The sequence below is a fragment of the Neorhizobium sp. AL 9.2.2 genome (assembly GCF_013317225.1).
Taxonomy (GTDB): domain Bacteria; phylum Pseudomonadota; class Alphaproteobacteria; order Rhizobiales; family Rhizobiaceae; genus Neorhizobium; species Neorhizobium soli.
Map to the genome: position 1 here is coordinate 153,379 of NZ_JAALXU010000007.1, position 17,500 is coordinate 170,878.

Genomic DNA, 17,500 nt, shown 5'->3' on the forward strand with positions numbered 1-17,500 from the left:
CCAGGACTGAATTCATGGCCGACACGAAGGACGCGACATCTTCCAACCAGATGTGGGGCGGGCGCTTCGCTTCCGGGCCGGATGCGATCATGGAGGAGATAAATGCCTCGATCGGTTTCGACAAGAAGCTGTTCGCCCAGGATATCCGCGGTTCGATCGCCCATGCGACGATGCTGGCGGAACAAGGCATTATTTCGCACGAAGATAAAGACAAGATCGTTTCCGGCCTGAACACGATCATGTCAGAGATCGAAAACGGACAGTTCCAGTTCTCGCGCAAGCTTGAGGACATTCACATGAACATCGAGGCCCGGCTGGCAGACCTGATCGGTCCAGCCGCCGGTCGCCTCCACACCGCCCGTTCCCGCAACGACCAGGTCGCGCTCGATTTCCGCCTCTGGGTCAAGGAAGAGCTCGTCAAGACCGAGAAGATGCTGACGGCCCTGATCGCCGCGTTTCTCGACCGCGCCGAAGAGCATGCGGATACTGTGATGCCTGGCTTCACCCATCTGCAGACGGCACAGCCCGTCACCTTTGGCCATCACTGCATGGCCTATGTCGAAATGTTCGGCCGTGACCGCGCCCGCGTTCGCCATGCGATCGAGCATCTCGACGAAAGCCCGATCGGTGCTGCGGCGCTTGCCGGCACGCCCTACCCGATCGACCGCCACATGACGGCGAAGGCCCTCGGCTTCCGAGAGCCGACCCGCAATTCCATCGACACCGTCTCCGACCGCGATTTCGCGCTGGAATTCCTGTCGCTGGCTGCCATCTGCGCCGTGCATCTGTCGCGTCTTGCGGAAGAAATCGTCATCTGGTCGACGCCGCAATTCGGCTTTGTGCGCTTGTCTGACGCGTTTTCGACAGGCTCCTCGATCATGCCGCAGAAGAAGAACCCGGATGCCGCCGAACTGGTGCGCGCCAAGACCGGCCGCATCAACGGTTCGCTGGTCGCGCTGCTGACCGTCATGAAGGGTTTGCCGCTCGCCTATTCCAAGGACATGCAGGAAGACAAGGAGCAGGTATTTGACTGCGCCGAGAACCTGGAACTGGCGATTGCCGCCATGACCGGCATGATGCGCGACATGACCATCCGCGCCGACAAGATGCGCGCCGCTGCCGGCGCCGGCTTCTCCACCGCGACAGATCTTGCCGACTGGCTGGTTCGCGAAGTCGGCCTGCCCTTCCGCGAAGCGCATCATGCGACCGGCCATGCCGTGGCGCTGGCGGAGAAAAAGGGCTGCGACCTCTCCGAACTCACGCTTGAAGAACTGCAGGCGATCAATCCCGCCATCACCGACAAGGTCTTCGACGTTCTCTCGGTGGATGCATCGGTTGCCAGCCGCGTCAGTTTCGGCGGTACGGCTCCCTCCGAGGTGCGCAAGCAGATCGCCTGGTGGCGCGAGAGAAACTGACGCCTGCACGACGAATGAAGCGGCAAGGATACTGCACAAGCGCGCGGAACTTCGCTATGAAGTCTGCGTGACCGTGCCGGAGAAGGAAGAGAATGTCGAAATCCCTGGTGAAAATCGCCCATGTCAGCCTGATCCTGGGCGTCGTCAGCCTCGTTGTCGCCGGCTGCGGCCGCAAGGGCGACCTCGACCGCCCCAGCACGCCCGTCGAACAGCAGAACATCCGCAAGAGCAGCAAACCCGGTGACGCCAACAAGGAACCGGTTGCCGAGCGCCCGTTCGTCCTCGACCCGCTTCTGTAGTTTCCAGACCCCTTCAGTTTTCCGAGTTTTGACGTGAATCATTTCCATTACATCGACGGCGTGCTTCACGCCGAAAACGTCGCCATCCCGGAAATCGCAAAAGCCGTCGGCACGCCATTCTACGTCTATTCGACCGCCACGCTGGAGCGCCATTACAAGGTGTTCGCGCAGGCGTTTTCCGATGTGGACACGATGGTGTGCTACGCCATGAAGGCGAACTCCAACCAGGCCGTCCTCAAAACCCTGGCAAAGCTCGGCGCCGGCGTCGATGTCGTCTCGGGCGGCGAACTGCGGCGTGCGCTGGCGGCCGGCATTCCCGCCTCCCGCATCATGTTTTCGGGCGTCGGCAAGACCGTGGCGGAAATGGATCTGGCGCTCGAGGCCGGCATCTACTGCTTCAACGTCGAATCCGAGCCGGAACTGGAAGTGCTGAACCTGCGCGCTCTCAAAGTCGGCAAACGCGCGCATGTGTCCTTCCGCATCAACCCGGATGTGGATGCGGGCACCCATGCCAAGATTTCGACGGGCAAGAAGGAAAACAAGTTCGGAATCGCCTATGACCGGGCCCGCGCCGTCTATGCCCATGCGGCAACGCTTCCCGGCATCGAAGTCACCGGCATCGACATGCATATCGGCAGCCAGATCACCGAGCTTCAGCCGTTCGAGGATGCCTACCGGCTGCTGCGCGCCCTGGTGGATCTGCTGCGCGGCGATGGCCACACGATCAGCCACGTCGATGTCGGCGGTGGTCTCGGCATTCCCTACAAGGACGACAACACTCCGCCGCCGCTGCCGGACGCCTATGCGGAAACGATCAAGCGGCAGCTGCGCACGCTCGACTGCAAGATCGTCACCGAACCCGGCCGCCTGATCGTCGGCAATGCCGGCATTCTGGTGACCGAGGTCATCTATGTGAAGGATGGCGGCGAAAAGACCTTCGTGATCGTCGACGGCGCGATGAACGACCTGATCCGCCCGACGCTCTACGAAGCCTACCACTCGATCCGCCCCGTCGTGGTGCCGCCGGCCGATGCGCCACGAATCAAGGGCGATGTTGTCGGTCCCGTCTGCGAGACCGGAGACTATCTGGCGCTCGACCGCGAGATGGCCGAACCGAAGCCCGGCGACCTGATCGCCGTCGGTTCTGCCGGTGCCTATGGCGCCGTGCAGGCCGGCACCTACAATTCCCGCCTGCTGGTGCCGGAAGTGCTGGTGAAGGGCTCGGAGTTCCATGTGATCCGCCCGCGCGGCTCCTACGAGGACCTGATCGGACTGGATTCCGTGCCTGCCTGGCTTGGCTAGAACGTTCACTTTTGCGGCAAACCGCCTGTAAATATCGGGGCCGGCATGTCGCCGCCCTCGTCTTCGCCACAAACATTGTTATGTTGATAGCTTGATTTGGGCCGCCACGATCGGAGACGGACCGCATGAGCTTGATCCGCAAAGGTGCTTTCGAAACACATCCGGCGCTCGCAAGACGCGTCGCGGTGAAACGGTCGTTTGCCCGTTTCGTGCTGTTTTCCGAACGCCTTCTGCCGAAGCTTCTGGCCCCGCTCGCGGTCGTAGCACTATTCTTCTCCGTCTCCTGGTTCGGCCTTTTCCGCGTCACGCCTGATCTGCTGCGCTGGATCCTGCTCGGGTTTTTCACCTTTGCGTTCCTGACCTCTCTCCTTCCCTTGGCGGGGCTTCGCTGGCCCGATGCTGCCGATGCGGACCGGTTGCTGGAAGAGCGCAATGGCCTGCCCCACCAGCCCGTCGCCGTGCAGGAAGACCAGCCGGCATTCGAGACACCGTTTGCCCGCGCGCTCTGGAAAGAACACCAGATCCGCATGGCCGAGCGGATCGCGGCGCTCGATACGGGCATGCCGCGGCCCGATATTGCCAGCCATGACCGGTTCGCGCTCCGCGCCGTACCGGCGCTCATGTTTGCCGTGGCGCTCGGCTATTCCTTCTCGAACGGCGGCGGTTCGCCCGCAGACGCCTTCCGTCCGGCACCACTGGCTGCAAGTACCAACCCAGACCTTCGCATCGACGCCTGGCTGACACCACCATCCTACACCGGCCGCGCCCCGATATTCTTGACCGGCCGCGACACGGCGCCCGCAGCCGCGGGCGATACGGCCGGCAACACGGCATCTGTGCCGCAGAATTCCGGCCTGACCGTGCGAGTAACCGGTGGCGAGGGCGAGGAAGCGGTCGTCTTCACGCCGAAATCCGGCGGAGAGCCGCTGACGCTGATCACCGAGGAAGCGCGCAAGGCGGCTGAAGACGCAAGCAAGCAGGCACAAGGTAAGGCACCAGGCACGCCATTGCCCGAGGGCCAGCAGGCCAAGCCGCAGCCACCCGTCAAACAGCCGCAGACCGCACAGACTGTGCCGCCGCGCAGCTACGCCTTCAACGTGGACGAAAGCGGCGAACTCACCGTCAATGGCCAGACATGGACCTTCGACGTCATTCCCGACCGGCCGCCGGAGATCGCCTTCGACGGCCAGCCGAAGCGGTCCGTCAATGGCGCGCTGGAAATCGGTTTCCGCGGCAAGGATGATTACGGCATTCGGGAAGCCCATGCGCTGATCGAGCCTGTCGGCCCTGTCGACCCGGCGGCCACGCCGCTTTACCCGGCGCCAGAATACCGCCTCGACCTGCCGCGCCAGAACCGCGGCCAGGAGGTGAAGGCACTGACCAGCCGTAGCCTGGTCGAGCATCCGCTGGCCGGAAAGCGGGTCAGGATTACGTTGATTGCCAAGGACGGCGCAGGCCAGACCGGCCGCAGCCCCGCCCATGAAATGGTAATGCCGGGCCGCGGCTTCTCGGAACCGCTGGCGGCAGCCGTTGCCGAACAGCGCCAGGTTTTCGCGCTCGACACGCGCCAGGTGCCGCGCGCGATCGAGCTCAACGACGCGCTGGCGATCCGTCCCGACGAGACCATTCCGAACCTTGGCCACTTCCTGGCAATCCGCTCGGCCCGCGAGCGCATGAAGATTGCCCGCAACGAGGAACAGCTGAAGGACGCCGCCGACTACCTCTGGGAAATCGCGCTCGGCATCGAGGACGGCGATCTTTCCGCCGCCGAACGCCGTTTGCGCGATGCCCAGCGCAATCTGTCGGACGCGCTCGAGAAAGGTGCCGGGGATCAGGAAATCGCTGCCCTCATGAAGGAACTGCGCGAGGCGATGCAGCAGTTTATGAACGAGCTCGCGCAGCGCATGCAAAACGCACCGCCGGGCCAGCAGAACATGCAGGCGCAGAATGTCATTCGCCAGCGCGACCTGCAGAACATGATGGACCAGATCGAAAACCTCGCTCGATCCGGCAATCGTGACGCGGCCAAGGAGATGCTGTCGCAGATGCAGCGGATGATGAACAACCTGCAGGCCGGACGCCCGCAGCGCGGTCAGCAGGGCCAGCAGCAGCAGCAAAACAGCCAGATGCGCCAGCAGATCGACAAGCTCGGCCAGATCATGCAGGAACAGCAGCGGCTGATGGACCAGACATTCAAGCTGGACCAGGCATTGCGTGATCGCATGCAGCGCGGCGACCCCGATCCGCAGAGCGGCGAACAGGGCGAGCAGCAGCAGGGCCAGAATGGCCAACCGGGTCAGCAAGGCCAGCAGGCACAGCGCGGGCAGCAGGGCCAGCAAGGTCAGGGCCAGAACGGCCAGGGCGGCGAACAGAATACCGACCAGATGACAGCCGAGCAGCTGCGTGAGGCGCTGAAGAACCTGCGTGCCCAGCAGGAAGGCCTCGGCAAACAGCTGGGTGAGCTACAGCAGGCGCTGAAGGGCATGGGCATGGATCCAGGCCAAGGCTTCGGGGAAGCCCAGAGTGAAATGGGCAGCGCCGGCAAGGCGCTCGGTGACGGCCAGGGCGAACAGGCCGTCGAAGGCCAGGGCAACGCACTTAACGCGCTTCGCCAAGGCGCCCAGAGCATGATGCAGCAGATGATGCAGGCGATGCAGCAGGGCCAGGGCCAAGGCGAAGGCCAGCAGGACGGCCAGGGACAGGGCATGGCCAACCAAGGCGGCCAGAACGGTCGCGATCCCCTAGGGCGCCCGCGTGCGACGTCAGGTCCGGACTTTGGCGATCAGGTGAAGGTGCCCGACGAAATCGACGTGCAGCGCGCCCGCGAGATCCTCGATGCGATCCGCGAGAAGCTGGGCAACGCCCTATCAGGCGATGCCGAGCGGCAGTATCTCGAGCGGCTGCTCGAGATCCGCTAAATCCACCTGCGAGAGATCAGGCCGCGCAGGAAGTCTGCACGGCAAGCGCCATGGCGACAGCCTTGCGGATTTCTGGCAATGCGAAAGGCTTCTGCACCACATCGACGATCTTCGACGACAGGTCATCGGCGCGTTCGCGCTGTTCGGCATAGCCGGTCATCAGCAGGATCTTCATGTCGGGATACTGGGCGGCGGCTTCGTGCGCCAGCGCAATGCCATCCATGACAGGCATGCGTATGTCGGAAAGCAGAAGATCGAACGCGCCCTGCTCGAGCTTTTCGAGGCCTTCGGCGCCATCGCCGGCCTCATGCGTCTCATGGCCATCCATCCGGAGAGCGCGCGCAACAAACATGCGCAACGTGTGTTCATCCTCGGTAATCAGGATCTTGGCCATAGCGATCATCGCTCCCATTTTGTGTATCAATCCGGGAGCAATTCACCAGAGTTTGGTTGTCGAGGAGTAAACAGGCGAGGCTCAAACCGCGCCATGGTTAACACCTTGCGACCGGATGGCGGCAGATTTCTGCCCCCATCCGAACCAAAATCAACTCACGCGTCGCCAGTCACGACGCCGACGAAAGGCAGTTCGCGGAACGCGTAGGCGACGTCCATGCCGTAGCCGACGACGAAGTAGTCGGGGCATTCGAAGCCGACGTAATCCGCCTCAAGCTCTTCCTTGCGCTTCACCTTCTTGTCGAGAAGAACGGCCAGCGAAACATGGCGGGCGCCGCGCTCATAGAGCAGTTCCTTGGCGAATTTCAGCGTGCGGCCGGATTCCAGGATGTCGTCGATCAGAAGAACATCGCGGTCCTTCACGTCGCTGTCGATATCCTTGACGATGCGAACGCCCTGCGAGACCGTGCCGGTGCCGTAGCTCGAAAGTGTGATGAACTCCACTTCCGGTGCAAGGCCCGTCTCATGCAGCGCGCGCAGAAGATCCGCTGCGAAAATGAACGAGCCCTTGAGGACGGCGATGACGAGCAGATCCTTCGTGGGACCGGTCGCGATCTGCGCTGCGATTTGGTGATTGCGCACGGCGATCTGTTCGGCAGTGAAAAGCGGCTCGATGTTTTTGCCGCGGACGACGGGCATACGGATACTCCTGATAGATCGGAAGCGCCGCGATAGCACAATCAGAGGCGGGACGCATCCCGTTCCGCAAAGGTCAGGCGCAAATCCGGGAGTTTTCCGCCGGGATGCGGCACCCGCGCAGAAAACCCGCGGCTGTGGCCGGCAGCAATGGCGGAAGCCGGCGGGGCAATCAATGTCGAGGCGACCAGCGTGCCGCCGGCCATGAATTCGGCCCGGATCGCGGGCATGGTCTTTGCGTCACTGGTCCGGTTCTCGACGATTCCGTTGATCAGTAGAACCCGCATGCCATCCGCATCGCGTGGCGTCATGGTGATGTGAGTGATATCGAGCGATGGCTCGGCTTGGGCATCTCCGCTTTCGTTGAACAGGAACGAGAAGCCGCCGGCACTCGCAAACACCAGCACGAAAGCGGCAGCCACAAGAGCGCAGAACAGATCGGCGGAAAGCGTATTCAGCACGCGCTCGACCTTGCCGACGAAGCCATTCGGCACCGAGGCCGGAGCACCGGACCTCACCCTCTCTGCAGGCTTGCCGGTCGCCCGGTTCTTGGTCCTGTTGTCTGAATTGTCGTTGTGCGAACGCGGTCTGGACCGCTGCCACCCGCCATCAGTCACGGGCACGAACTGCGCATCGACCACGGGTCCACGCGCCTTCACCCGGCCCTTGGGGCCTGTTGTGATTTCGGGCGGCAGGATGTCCATGCGGACAATCGTCTTGCCGGCGCGGCTGCTGAACGTGTTCATCGGACCTCTTCGGCGCCGCTTGTCCCCCGATATCGAAAGAGGCGGCCATTGAAACGAATCCCCCCTAGTCGTAAATTCGATTGGTTAACCGTTTGCAAACAGCGCCCGAAATAAGCCCTTTTTGACCGGCGCTTTACCTTTCGTTTACCTTCATCGTTAAGAGATGGTCAGGTGCGAATCTGAAGGGTTCAGGGATTTGGTCTTCCGTTGATTCATTTCGAAAATGTTGGGTTGCGATATGGAATGGGCCCGGAGATTCTCCGGGACATGACGTTCGACATCCCGAAACGGTCATTTCAGTTCCTGACCGGCCCGTCCGGTGCCGGCAAGACGACGCTTCTGCGCCTGCTGTTCACCTCGCTCTACCCCACCCGCGGCATCATCCGCATGTTCGGCCGTGAGCTGTCGCAGATCCCTCGCAGCGAGCTGCCGATGCTGCGCCGGCGAATCGGCATCGTCTATCAGGACTTTCGCCTGCTCGACCATCTGACCACCTATGAGAACGTCGCCCTGCCGCTCCGTGTGCGCGGCAAGGACGAGGCTTCCTATCGCAATGATGTGATCGAGCTCCTCAAATGGGTCGGCCTCGGCGAGCGCATCAATGTGCTGCCCGCGGTGCTTTCAGGCGGCGAAAAGCAGCGTGCGGCGATTGCCCGTGCGCTGATGGACCGTCCGGAAATCCTGCTCGCCGACGAACCCACCGGCAATGTCGACCCGCCCATGGCCCGCCGGCTGCTCAGCCTGTTCCTCGAGCTCAACCGGCTCGGCACCGCCGTCGTCATCGCGACGCACGATCTGGCGCTGATGGATCAGGTCGATGCACGGCGGATGATCCTCACCGAAGGGCGGCTTGATATCTATGAATGAGCCGCGCCCTCCCAAGAAGACCAAACCGGCTAAGACGGAGAAAGCCCCGGCACCGGCAAACGCTTGGCAGGAGAAAGGCGCCGAGACAGCGAACGACCAGGGTCCGCGCCGCGCCTCGATGCGCGTGCGCCCGACGGCCCCGATCCTGCCTCCCTCCAATATCCAGGGCAATGCGCTGATGGTGGTGATCGCCATCATGGCCTTCCTCGCATGCCTGACGCTCGGCGGGGTCAGCATGGTGCGCGCCACCGCGGCCGGCTGGCAGAGCGAGATCGCCCGCGAAATCACCATCCAGATCAAGCCGGACGATGGCCTCGACATGGATGCGGCGCTGAAGAAGGCGCGCGATGTCGCACTGACCTTTGTCGGCACCCGGGACGGCACGATCATGGATGACAGCGCCACTGCCCGGCTGCTGGAACCTTGGCTCGGCACCGGCCTCGACCTTGCCGACCTGCCCGTGCCTCGGCTGGTGATCATCACGATCGACGAGCAGAACCCGCCCGATTTCGCAGCCATGCGCGACCTCCTGAAGACCGAAGTGCCGCAAGCTTTTCTCGATGACCACCGCACCTGGGTGGACCGGCTGGTCTCGATGGCACGCACCACCGTGTTGATCGGCATGGGTGTGCTGATCCTCGTCTTTACCGCGATGATCCTGACCGTCGTGTTTGCCACCCGCGGCGCCCTGTCCGGCAACCGGCATATCATCGAAGTCCTGCATTTCGTCGGCGCCGAAAGCGGTTTCGTCGCCCGCGAATTCCAGAAGCATTTCCTGAAGATCAGCATCAAGGGATCGGCAGCCGGCGGCGCGCTGGCGGCACTGCTGTTTGCGGCCGCCAATCTGTGGCAGTCGAATTCGCGCGCGACGCCCCAGAGCGAGCAGGCGACCGCCCTGTTCGGATCCTTCACGATCGGCTTCGGCGGCTATCTCGGGATCTTCGCGACGATCCTGGTGATCGCCCTTCTGACGACGCTGACCGCCCGCCTGACGGTGATGAAAACCATCGACGAGATCGACCTGATCCGCTCCGATCCGGCACGGGCGGATGGCGCGCCGAAATCATAACCCGCACGTGTTTTTTGAAGTGAACCCGTTGTGGGGCTAGGCGACAACGAAATCTAGGTCTATCAACGAAATCATGACACTCGGCCAGACCCCTCCCGATGTGACGGACGACCGGACTTCGGACCGGAGACGAAGGGCTTTGCTCTCGCGCCGGAGCACGTTTAGACGAATAGCAAGACGGATCGTCATGGTGGCGTTCATCTGCGTTGCGATCGTCGTCGGCGGTTTCCTCTGGTTCGCGGACGCGGTCACATCGTTGCGAGCGCCCGATGGCGTCAAGGCCGATGCAATCGTTGTTCTGACAGGTGGATATCTGCGCATAGAACAGGCGCTCGGTCTGCTGCGCGACGGGGCCGGCAGGCGGCTTCTGATTTCCGGCGCGCATCCATCCACCACGCCGACGCAGATCCGCAAGGTCACGCAGGCCTCGCCCGATCTCTTCAAGTGCTGCGTCGATATCGGCTATGATGCGATCGATACGATCGGCAATGCCAACGAGATCTCGCGCTGGATCCACGACAACGACTACAAATCCGTGCTCGTCGTGACCAACAACTACCACATGCTACGCAGTCTGCACGAACTGCGCCGCGCAGATCCCGCGACGGAATTCATTCCCTATCCGGTCATCAATGCAGATCTCGCTCGCCGCGCCTGGTTCGCCGAGCCGGATACTCTGCGCACGATGCTGTCGGAATACGTCAAGGTGGTGCTGGCAACCATTCGCGACTGGGTGGGCATGCAGAAGGGCAGCGGGCTTCGAACCGACGGCGATCCGACCGGGTCGGTGCCGAAAAAATCTCCCTGATCTGAGCAGGCCGTCGATCTCGCGCTTTTGTCCGCTCGAGTTCTCGTGTAGGCAACGGGCAGTCTGCAAGAAAGCCCGCTCCATGCTTCTCATCCGCTCCGTCGTGTTCAATACCGCCTTCTACGCCAACATGATCCTGCGGATGATCGTGTTTGCTCCCTACTACTTCCTGGCTTCGCGAAAGGCCGCCTTCAGCGTCCCCAAGGGCTGGGCTTCATCCAGCAACTGGTTGATGGGCAAGATTGTCGGCGCGACCTTCGAAATCGAGGGGCTCGAGAATATTCCGGAAGGCGGCTGCATCTTTACGCCCAAGCACCAGTCTGTGTGGGACACCTTTGCGCTGATGCCCCACTATCCCGACCCGGTCTATATCCTGAAGCGCGAGCTTCTGTGGATCCCGCTGTTCGGATGGTATCTGGCCAGGCAGCGGATGATCCCGGTTAACCGCGGTGCCCGCGGCAAGGTCATGGTCGAGGTGATGAAGCGCACCAAGGAAGAGATGGAAAGCGGCCGCCAGCTGATCATCTACCCTGAGGGAACCCGTCGCTCGCCTGGCGCCGAGCCGGACTATCGCTACGGCATTGCCCGCATCTATCGCGATGCGAAGGTTCCGGTCGTCCCGGTCGTCGCCCATTGGGGGCTGTTCTGGGGACGCCGCAAGCTGGTGAAATATCCGGGCCATTTCAAGGTCCGGATCCTGCCAGCCATCCAGCCGGGAATGCAGCCGGATGCCTTCTACAAGCACCTGATCGAAACGCTGGAAACGGCAAGCGATCAGCTGCTGGTCGAGACCGTTGCGGCGAACCCGCATGTGCCGCTGCCTCCGACGGCGTCGAAACGTCTGGCGGAACTGAAAGCGCAACAAACGCCGGTTTGAGCGGGGAACTTCAGGCCGCAAGCGCTGCGGCAACCCCTTCCAGCCACAGGTCGCGAATACCGATCTGGGCGAGATGCTCGACGGTGTTGAACACATAGGCATCGTTGGGGCCGGACTGGCCGGCCGCGTGACGCACGATGCCAGCTGCTTTCTCGACATCCATCGCACCGGCATATTGCCGGTGCGAACGATCGACGACATAGGTGACGGCCTTCACCTGCCGCCCGTCCATCAGCGTGATCGGCACGATCTTTTCGAGATAGACATTGGTGACAAGTTCGCGACGACGCAGATACTCGATCGCATCGTCCCATTCGCCGCCAGCTACCCGGAAGGCCGCGCCCCTGCACGATCCGCCACGATCGAGCCCCATGACCAGACCCGGACGATCCGGCGTTCCACGGTGCACTGTCGACCAGATGCACAGCGACCGGCGAAAGCCGTAAACGCGGGCCTGCGCCTTCTCTTCGAACGGAAAGCCCGGGTTCCACATCAGCGATCCGTAGCCAAACACCCAAAATTCGTCCATATCGCACGCCATGCCGTCATCGAGATTTGCGAAAAGACCTTTGGGAGAACAACATGGCAGCGTCAAGCCGAAGCGGCGTCAGCAGAAAACTATGGATCCTGGCGAGTGCCGTCATTCTGGCGATAGCCCTTTATACGGCAGGCTGGTTCTATGCCGCATCGGTTCTGAAACAGAACACGCTGGCACTGCTGGGTAGCCAGCAGAAGCGCGGCATCGTCGCCGAATGCACCGATGCCGAATATCGCGGCTATCCTTTCCGTATAGGCCTGTTTTGCTCCAAGGTGACGGTGGATGACCGTGAAAACGGCATTTCGGGCACGTTCGGCGCTTTGCGCTCGGCAGCCCAGGTCTATGCGCCTGGTCACATCGTCTGGGAACTCGACGCACCCTCTGAAGTCCGCACCAGCCATGGCTTCTCCGTATCCACCACCTGGAAATCGCTGCAATCCAGTATCGCTGCCAAGCTGAAAGGCGTCGAGCGGGCGTCGATGGTCATCGAGGGCTCGCGCGCAAGCGTCGTTTCCGTGACGAACACCCAGCCCTTCGACATCACCACCGACCGGACGGAAATCCATCTGCGCCAGAACGGCGACGATCTCGATGCCGCGATCTCGCTCGACGGCACCTCGACGACAGCCGAGGGCGTGGCAGAGCTTCTGCCCAAGCTCAACGCTCTCGTGGACGTGACGCTTGCCGGTCGCGCCGGCATGATCGACGGCAGCGATCCGAACGGCACGGCACTCTACAATACCAAGGGCGAGCTTCGTTCCCTGAAGGCCGATCTTGGCGAGGGACGGGTTGCCACTATCTCCGGCCCCTTCTCCTTCGATGACGAAGGGCGCATGTCAGGCAAGCTCAAACTGCGCGTGGAAAAGATCGACGCGTGGCAGCAGAGCCTCGGCGAAGTGTTTCCGGATCTCGCATCGACCATCAAGACCGCGGCAAACATGCTGGCAGCGCTTGGAGGTGGTGAAAACGCCTCACTCGACATCACCATCCGGCGCGGCAAAGTTCTGGCGGGCGGGCTGATCCAGATCGGCGAAATTCCGCGGATCTAGTGCAGACAGACCTGCTTATTTCTTCACATCGAGTGCGTGCCGGCCAAAGTCCGGCGCGTCAACATCCTGCCCGGCCTGAATGATGGAGCGGCGAATGGTGCGGGTGCGGCTGAAGAGTTCGAACAGCTTGTCGCCCTCGCCCCAGCGGATCGCGCGCTGCAGGTAGGCCAGATCTTCCGAAAACCGGGCCAGCATTTCCAGGATCGCATCCTTGTTGTGCAGGCAGACGTCCCGCCACATGGTGGGATCGGAGGCCGCAAGACGCGTGAAATCGCGGAAACCGGAGGCGGAATACTTGATGACTTCCGATTCGGTGACCGTTTCCAGATCATCCGCCGTGCCGACGATGTTGTAGGCGATGATATGCGGCAGATGCGAAACGATGGCGAGCACCTTGTCGTGGTGTTCGGGATCCATCTCGTCGATGCGCGAGCCGAGCGCCACCCAGAAGGCCTTCAACTGGTCGAGCGCCGCCTGATCTGTGTCCGGCAGCGGCGTGAAGATGCACCAGCGATCGCGAAACAGACCCGGAAAGCCCGCATCCGGACCGGACTTCTCGGTGCCGGCCAGCGGGTGACCGGGAATGAAATGCACGCCATCAGGCATATGCGGCGCCATCTGCGCGATGACAGACGCCTTGGTCGAGCCGACATCGGTGACGATCGCGCCCGGCTTGAGGCTGCCCGCGATCTGCTTGGCGACCGCTTCAGACGCACCGACAGGAACGGAGACGATGACGAGGTCGGCATCCTTCACCGCATCGGCTGCAGAGGCTGTGTATTCCGTGCCAAGCTCCAGCTCTTCCGCCCGCTTCAGCGTCTCGCTACTGCGTGTCGAGATGACGACGTGATTGGCGAGCCCGAGCTCCTTCACGTCGCGCGCAATAGATGAGCCGATCAGGCCGATGCCGATCAGAGCGATCCGATCGAACTGCGGATGGGTCATGATGTCGGTCCCGTTGCTGTCAGCGTGCCAGAAATTCGCCGAGCGTTTCGATGACGCCGCGATTGGCTTCTTCCGAGCCGATCGTCATGCGCAGCGCGTTCGGCAGGCCATAGCCCTTGACGACCCGCAGGATATAGCCGCGGCTGGTGAGGAAGGCATCGGCATCCGGCGCACGCTTGCCGTCCACATCGGGGAAATGGATCAGCACGAAATTGGTGACCGACGGCGTCACCTTGAGGCCGAGCGTTTCGAATGCGTGGGTCAGCTTGTCGAGCCAGAGCGTGTTGTGCTCGACAGCCTTCTCGACGAAAGCCCGATCGCGGATGGCCGCAGCACCTGCGGCAATCGCCGGCGCATTCAGGTTGAACGGTCCGCGAACGCGGTTGAGCGCATCGAGGATCGCGGCCGGGCCATACATCCAGCCGATCCGCAGCGCCGCAAGACCGTAGGCCTTCGAGAAGGTCCGGCACATCACGACGTTCTTGCTGTTCGAGACCAGCTCAAGACCGGCCTCGTAATCGTTCTTCTTCACATATTCCGCATAGGCCGCATCGAGAACCAGGATGACGCTTTTCGGCAGACCGGCATGCAGGCGGCGGATGTCGGAAACCGGGACATAGGTGCCGGTCGGATTGCCCGGATTGGCGATGAACACCATCTTCGTCTTGTCCGTGACAGCGGCGAGGATCGCATCGACATCGACGGTGCAATCCTTTTCCGGCACTTCGATCGCCTTGGCGCCGGCACCGGTGATCTGGATCTTGTAGACGAGGAACCCGTGCTGGGTGATGATCGCCTCGTCGCCGGCACCGAGATAGACATGGCAAAGCAGGCCGAGCAACTCATCCGATCCATTGCCGCAGATGATGTTGGCAGCGTTCAGGCCGTGCACCGAGCCGATTGCTTCGCGCAGCGCCAGGGCCTGGCCATCCGGATAGAGCTCGAGGTGACCGGCCGCCTCGCGAAAGGCTTCGATCGCAGCCGGGCTCGCACCAAGCGGCGTTTCGTTGGACGAGAGCTTGAATACCCGCGCAACGCCGGGAGCATGATCCTTGCCGGGCACATAGGCGGCGATATCCAGAATGCCTGGACGCGGAACGGGCTCACTCGCAACGATGCTCATCGATTGGACCTTCTCGGTAATGTCTGTGGGCAGGGTATGCTCAGGCATTAAAGCTCAAAAGGCCCAATGTCGAGCCGGTTTTAAGAGCCTTTGGGCGTGTCGGGTTGCGTCCGCGTCGTCGGCACGCCGCGCGGTGCCATGACCGGCACGAACACGCGCCTCGACGCGCGGGCTGCAACCGGCAGCCCCTGATACAGCCGCTTTTGCGCTTCCAGCACGATGACGCCGGAAAACACCGGCCAGAAGCGACGACCGATACGATCGAACACCTGCCGCATCTTCATGATCGTTCGCGCCTTCGACGGCGGGAAAAACAGTGCCTCGGCGCTGGCGCCTGGCGTGAAGTTCGTCTCACGCATCAGCGTGGTCAACTGTCCCCGCGAATAGGGGCGGCCGGAGCCGAAAGGCGTATGCTCCATCCGTGCCCAGACGCCGCGACGGTTTGGAACGACGATCACCAGCCGCCCGCCGGGCGCCAGCACCCGCCAGATCTCCTTCAGAGTCTCGCGCGGGTTTTCGGCAAATTCCAGCGAATGCACAAGCAGCACGCGATCGACCGAACTGTCCGGCAGCGGCAATTCCTCGTCGAACACCAAAGCCGTGCTCGAAAGCTCGCCCGGCGGCCAGTTCACGGCCCCCTGCCCGGCCGGCATGAAGGCAAAGGTGCGCTCGGTATCGGCCCGGAAGTGATCGAGATAGGGCACCGCATAGCCGAGCCCGACCAGACGCTCCTCCGGCAGGCGCGCCCAGAGCGACGACAACGCCACGACGATCGACTGCTCGGCAAACCGGCCAAGAGCAGAATGATAGAACTCACGCAGATCGACGATATCGACGGACAAGATAAATTGCTCGCTGAAGGTGGTTGGACTTCAAGGCACCAGTCTCTACATTGTCTGCCAAGTGGAATTGAGCAAGAGGTGAGGCAGAATGAAGCCGTTGGAACTCGAAGTTTTTCCCTGCCGGAGCGACAATTTCGGCGTTCTTGTGCACGATCCTGAAAGCGGACTGACCGCTTCGATCGATGCGCCGGAAGAACAGCCGATCATAGATGCTGCCGCTCGTCGTGGCTGGACGATCACCCACATCTTCACCACCCATCACCACACCGATCATGTGGAAGCAAACCTTGTGCTGAAGCAGAAGTTCGGCCTTGAAATCATCGGACCGGTCAACGAGGCGGTGGCGATCCCCGGCCTCGACCGGACAGTCGCAGATGGCGACGAGTTCCATTTCGGCGACCATCTCGTTCGCGTCATCGAGACGCCAGGCCACACGGCCGGCCATATCTGCTTCCATTTTCCGGACGACAAGATCCTGTTTGCCGCCGATACCCTTTTCGCGCTCGGCTGCGGTCGACTGTTCGAGCGCTCTGCTTCCGACATGTGGTCTTCGCTGCAGAAGCTCGCTGTTCTGCCCGATGAGACGGCGATCTATTTCGGCCATGAATACACGCTCTCCAACGCCCGCTTCGCGCTGACGATCGATCCGGACAACGAGCGGCTGAAGACCCGCGCCGCCGAGATCGAGGCCCTGCGCGCCGACGGAAAGTCCACGATCCCGACGATGATGGGTCTGGAAAAGGAAACCAACCCCTTCCTGCGCCCCGCCGATCCCGCGATCCGCCGCAACCTGATCATGGAGGGCAAGACCAACGAAGAAGTGTTTGCCGAAATCCGCAAGCGCAAGGACAATTTCTAAAACGATGACTGCGCAAGAGATCATCACTACTCTCGGCATGCAGCGCCACCCGGAAGGCGGCTGGTATGCGGAGACGTTTCGCGATGGAGACGGCACCGGGCGCGGTGCCTCGACGGCGATCTACTACTTGCTTCAAGCCGGCGAGAAATCGCACTGGCATCGGGTGCGCGATGCAGCTGAAGTCTGGCACTATTATGCCGGCGATCCGCTGCTTTTGAAGATCTCAGATGGAAACACCGTCGAGGAAATCCGGCTCGGAATGGATCTGGCCAGCGGCGAGCGGCCTCAAGCCGTGGTGCCGGCCGATGCCTGGCAGGCAGCAGAACCGCTCGGCGCCTACACGTTGGTGGGCTGCACCGTGGCGCCGGGATTCGAGTTTGCGAGCTTCGAGATGGCACCGCCTGGCTGGGAGCCGGGTTAAGGGCGTGCACAAACCCGAGCACAAACCGGTGTGGAGCGCCTAGTCTTCCTTGCGCTTGCCATACTTCCGTTCGTGCTGTCGCACTGTGAAATAGGCATAGGCCCATCCCAAAGCCGCGATCGAGAGCGGAAGAACGATGAACGCATATATCTGCAAACCTGTCATAGCAGTTTCCTCAATATACGCTTGCCGCCCCAGTGTAGAATAGCAGCGGCAAAAAGCCAACCGGGTCCCACAACCGAAAGTATAAAAGCGTTGCCAGTCGAGACCGAAGGTGCATAGATCGCCGCGGCAATCGGAGCGAAGACCGTGAGACAGGACGTCGACGCCCGG

Annotated in this window: 19 protein-coding genes; 11 read left to right on the forward strand and 8 right to left on the reverse strand. The window is 62.0% G+C overall.

The genetic code is table 11. The features are described 5' to 3' along the window. The first annotated feature begins 14 nt into the window (after positions 1–14). From argH to G6K99_RS15680, 4 genes are all read left to right on the forward strand, one after another. Positions 15–1,415 (forward strand): argininosuccinate lyase, encoded by a 1,401-nt coding sequence (gene argH / locus G6K99_RS15665; protein WP_174197103.1) that lies wholly within the window; start codon positions 15–17, stop codon positions 1,413–1,415. A 92-nt stretch (positions 1,416–1,507) separates the two neighbouring features. Further along, complete coding sequence (locus tag G6K99_RS15670; RefSeq protein WP_062581790.1) at positions 1,508–1,714, forward strand: lipoprotein; 207 nt, start codon at positions 1,508–1,510, stop codon at positions 1,712–1,714. A 33-nt stretch (positions 1,715–1,747) separates the two neighbouring features. Next, entirely contained in the window at positions 1,748–3,016 is a 1,269-nt protein-coding gene (gene lysA / locus G6K99_RS15675) for a diaminopimelate decarboxylase (RefSeq protein ID WP_174197104.1), read from the forward strand. Between the two features lie 125 nt (positions 3,017–3,141). Continuing rightward, on the forward strand, positions 3,142–5,934 hold the full coding sequence (locus G6K99_RS15680) for a TIGR02302 family protein (RefSeq protein ID WP_174197105.1): 2,793 nt from the start codon (positions 3,142–3,144) through the stop codon (positions 5,932–5,934). 16 nt (positions 5,935–5,950) lie between these two features. Here G6K99_RS15680 and G6K99_RS15685 read toward each other — a convergent pair whose 3' ends face one another. The 3 genes from G6K99_RS15685 to G6K99_RS15695 all read right to left on the reverse strand — a co-directional run bounded on the left by G6K99_RS15685 (position 5,951) and on the right by G6K99_RS15695 (position 7,769). Then, positions 5,951–6,328, reverse strand: coding sequence for a response regulator (locus tag G6K99_RS15685; RefSeq protein WP_062462002.1), 378 nt, complete (start codon positions 6,326–6,328; stop codon positions 5,951–5,953). A gap of 155 nt (positions 6,329–6,483) precedes the next feature. After that, positions 6,484–7,026: a hypoxanthine phosphoribosyltransferase gene (gene hpt, locus G6K99_RS15690; RefSeq protein WP_092659399.1), complete on the reverse strand. Its 543-nt coding sequence runs from the start codon at positions 7,024–7,026 to the stop codon at positions 6,484–6,486. 41 nt (positions 7,027–7,067) lie between these two features. Further along, complete coding sequence (locus G6K99_RS15695) at positions 7,068–7,769, reverse strand: hypothetical protein (RefSeq protein WP_174197106.1); 702 nt, start codon at positions 7,767–7,769, stop codon at positions 7,068–7,070. A gap of 207 nt (positions 7,770–7,976) precedes the next feature. On the opposite strand from G6K99_RS15695, the gene ftsE reads away from it, so the two are divergent. From ftsE to G6K99_RS15715, 4 genes are all read left to right on the forward strand, one after another. Beyond that, entirely contained in the window at positions 7,977–8,636 is a 660-nt protein-coding gene (gene ftsE / locus G6K99_RS15700; RefSeq protein WP_062461741.1) for a cell division ATP-binding protein FtsE, read from the forward strand. Further along, positions 8,629–9,705 carry a cell division protein FtsX gene (locus G6K99_RS15705; protein WP_371816218.1) on the forward strand — a complete coding sequence of 359 codons (1,077 nt, stop codon included), beginning with the start codon at positions 8,629–8,631 and terminating at the stop codon, positions 9,703–9,705. Before ftsE ends, G6K99_RS15705 begins: the two co-directional genes overlap by 8 nt. Before the next feature lie 73 nt (positions 9,706–9,778). Continuing rightward, the gene (locus G6K99_RS15710; RefSeq protein WP_062581780.1) at positions 9,779–10,513 is read left to right on the forward strand and encodes a YdcF family protein; all 735 of its coding nucleotides are present in this window, start codon (positions 9,779–9,781) and stop codon (positions 10,511–10,513) included. An 82-nt stretch (positions 10,514–10,595) separates the two neighbouring features. After that, positions 10,596–11,390: a 1-acyl-sn-glycerol-3-phosphate acyltransferase gene (locus tag G6K99_RS15715; RefSeq protein WP_174197107.1), complete on the forward strand. Its 795-nt coding sequence runs from the start codon at positions 10,596–10,598 to the stop codon at positions 11,388–11,390. Between the two features lie 10 nt (positions 11,391–11,400). Here G6K99_RS15715 and G6K99_RS15720 read toward each other — a convergent pair whose 3' ends face one another. Beyond that, on the reverse strand, positions 11,401–11,919 hold the full coding sequence (locus tag G6K99_RS15720) for a gamma-glutamylcyclotransferase (protein ID WP_092660949.1): 519 nt from the start codon (positions 11,917–11,919) through the stop codon (positions 11,401–11,403). 53 nt (positions 11,920–11,972) lie between these two features. Here G6K99_RS15720 and G6K99_RS15725 point away from each other — a divergent pair, with 53 nt between their 5' ends. Then, the gene (locus tag G6K99_RS15725; RefSeq protein WP_174197108.1) at positions 11,973–12,977 is read left to right on the forward strand and encodes a DUF2125 domain-containing protein; all 1,005 of its coding nucleotides are present in this window, start codon (positions 11,973–11,975) and stop codon (positions 12,975–12,977) included. Positions 12,978–12,992: 15 nt separating this feature from the next. On the opposite strand, the gene G6K99_RS15730 is transcribed toward G6K99_RS15725, so the two are convergent. From G6K99_RS15730 to G6K99_RS15740, 3 genes are all read right to left on the reverse strand, one after another. Next, positions 12,993–13,925, reverse strand: coding sequence for a prephenate/arogenate dehydrogenase family protein (locus G6K99_RS15730; protein ID WP_371816219.1), 933 nt, complete (start codon positions 13,923–13,925; stop codon positions 12,993–12,995). A 16-nt stretch (positions 13,926–13,941) separates the two neighbouring features. Then, positions 13,942–15,045: a histidinol-phosphate transaminase gene (gene hisC / locus G6K99_RS15735; protein WP_062461759.1), complete on the reverse strand. Its 1,104-nt coding sequence runs from the start codon at positions 15,043–15,045 to the stop codon at positions 13,942–13,944. A gap of 80 nt (positions 15,046–15,125) precedes the next feature. Then, entirely contained in the window at positions 15,126–15,887 is a 762-nt protein-coding gene (locus tag G6K99_RS15740) for a class I SAM-dependent methyltransferase (protein ID WP_062461762.1), read from the reverse strand. A gap of 88 nt (positions 15,888–15,975) precedes the next feature. On the opposite strand from G6K99_RS15740, the gene gloB reads away from it, so the two are divergent. Both gloB and G6K99_RS15750 read left to right on the forward strand, forming a co-directional pair. Continuing rightward, positions 15,976–16,746 (forward strand): hydroxyacylglutathione hydrolase, encoded by a 771-nt coding sequence (gene gloB / locus G6K99_RS15745; RefSeq protein ID WP_174197110.1) that lies wholly within the window; start codon positions 15,976–15,978, stop codon positions 16,744–16,746. Positions 16,747–16,750: 4 nt separating this feature from the next. Next, positions 16,751–17,167: a cupin domain-containing protein gene (locus G6K99_RS15750; RefSeq protein WP_174197111.1), complete on the forward strand. Its 417-nt coding sequence runs from the start codon at positions 16,751–16,753 to the stop codon at positions 17,165–17,167. A gap of 39 nt (positions 17,168–17,206) precedes the next feature. On the opposite strand, the gene G6K99_RS23435 is transcribed toward G6K99_RS15750, so the two are convergent. Then, positions 17,207–17,332, reverse strand: coding sequence for a hypothetical protein (locus G6K99_RS23435; protein ID WP_256413811.1), 126 nt, complete (start codon positions 17,330–17,332; stop codon positions 17,207–17,209). Between the last annotated feature and the right edge of the window lie 168 nt (positions 17,333–17,500).

Coding starts and splice junctions, on each gene's coding strand:
- argH (WP_174197103.1), top strand. CDS start 15: ATGGCCGACACGAAGGACGCGACATCTTCCAACCAGATGTGGGGCGGG.
- G6K99_RS15670 (WP_062581790.1), top strand. CDS start 1,508: ATGTCGAAATCCCTGGTGAAAATCGCCCATGTCAGCCTGATCCTGGGC.
- hisC (WP_062461759.1), bottom strand. CDS start 15,045: ATGAGCATCGTTGCGAGTGAGCCCGTTCCGCGTCCAGGCATTCTGGAT.
- G6K99_RS15715 (WP_174197107.1), top strand. CDS start 10,596: ATGCTTCTCATCCGCTCCGTCGTGTTCAATACCGCCTTCTACGCCAAC.
- G6K99_RS15710 (WP_062581780.1), top strand. CDS start 9,779: ATGACACTCGGCCAGACCCCTCCCGATGTGACGGACGACCGGACTTCG.
- hpt (WP_092659399.1), bottom strand. CDS start 7,026: ATGCCCGTCGTCCGCGGCAAAAACATCGAGCCGCTTTTCACTGCCGAA.
- G6K99_RS15695 (WP_174197106.1), bottom strand. CDS start 7,769: ATGAACACGTTCAGCAGCCGCGCCGGCAAGACGATTGTCCGCATGGAC.
- G6K99_RS15725 (WP_174197108.1), top strand. CDS start 11,973: ATGGCAGCGTCAAGCCGAAGCGGCGTCAGCAGAAAACTATGGATCCTG.
- gloB (WP_174197110.1), top strand. CDS start 15,976: ATGAAGCCGTTGGAACTCGAAGTTTTTCCCTGCCGGAGCGACAATTTC.
- G6K99_RS23435 (WP_256413811.1), bottom strand. CDS start 17,332: ATGACAGGTTTGCAGATATATGCGTTCATCGTTCTTCCGCTCTCGATC.
- G6K99_RS15750 (WP_174197111.1), top strand. CDS start 16,751: ATGACTGCGCAAGAGATCATCACTACTCTCGGCATGCAGCGCCACCCG.
- G6K99_RS15680 (WP_174197105.1), top strand. CDS start 3,142: ATGAGCTTGATCCGCAAAGGTGCTTTCGAAACACATCCGGCGCTCGCA.
- G6K99_RS15685 (WP_062462002.1), bottom strand. CDS start 6,328: ATGGCCAAGATCCTGATTACCGAGGATGAACACACGTTGCGCATGTTT.
- G6K99_RS15705 (WP_371816218.1), top strand. CDS start 8,629: ATGAATGAGCCGCGCCCTCCCAAGAAGACCAAACCGGCTAAGACGGAG.
- G6K99_RS15720 (WP_092660949.1), bottom strand. CDS start 11,919: ATGGACGAATTTTGGGTGTTTGGCTACGGATCGCTGATGTGGAACCCG.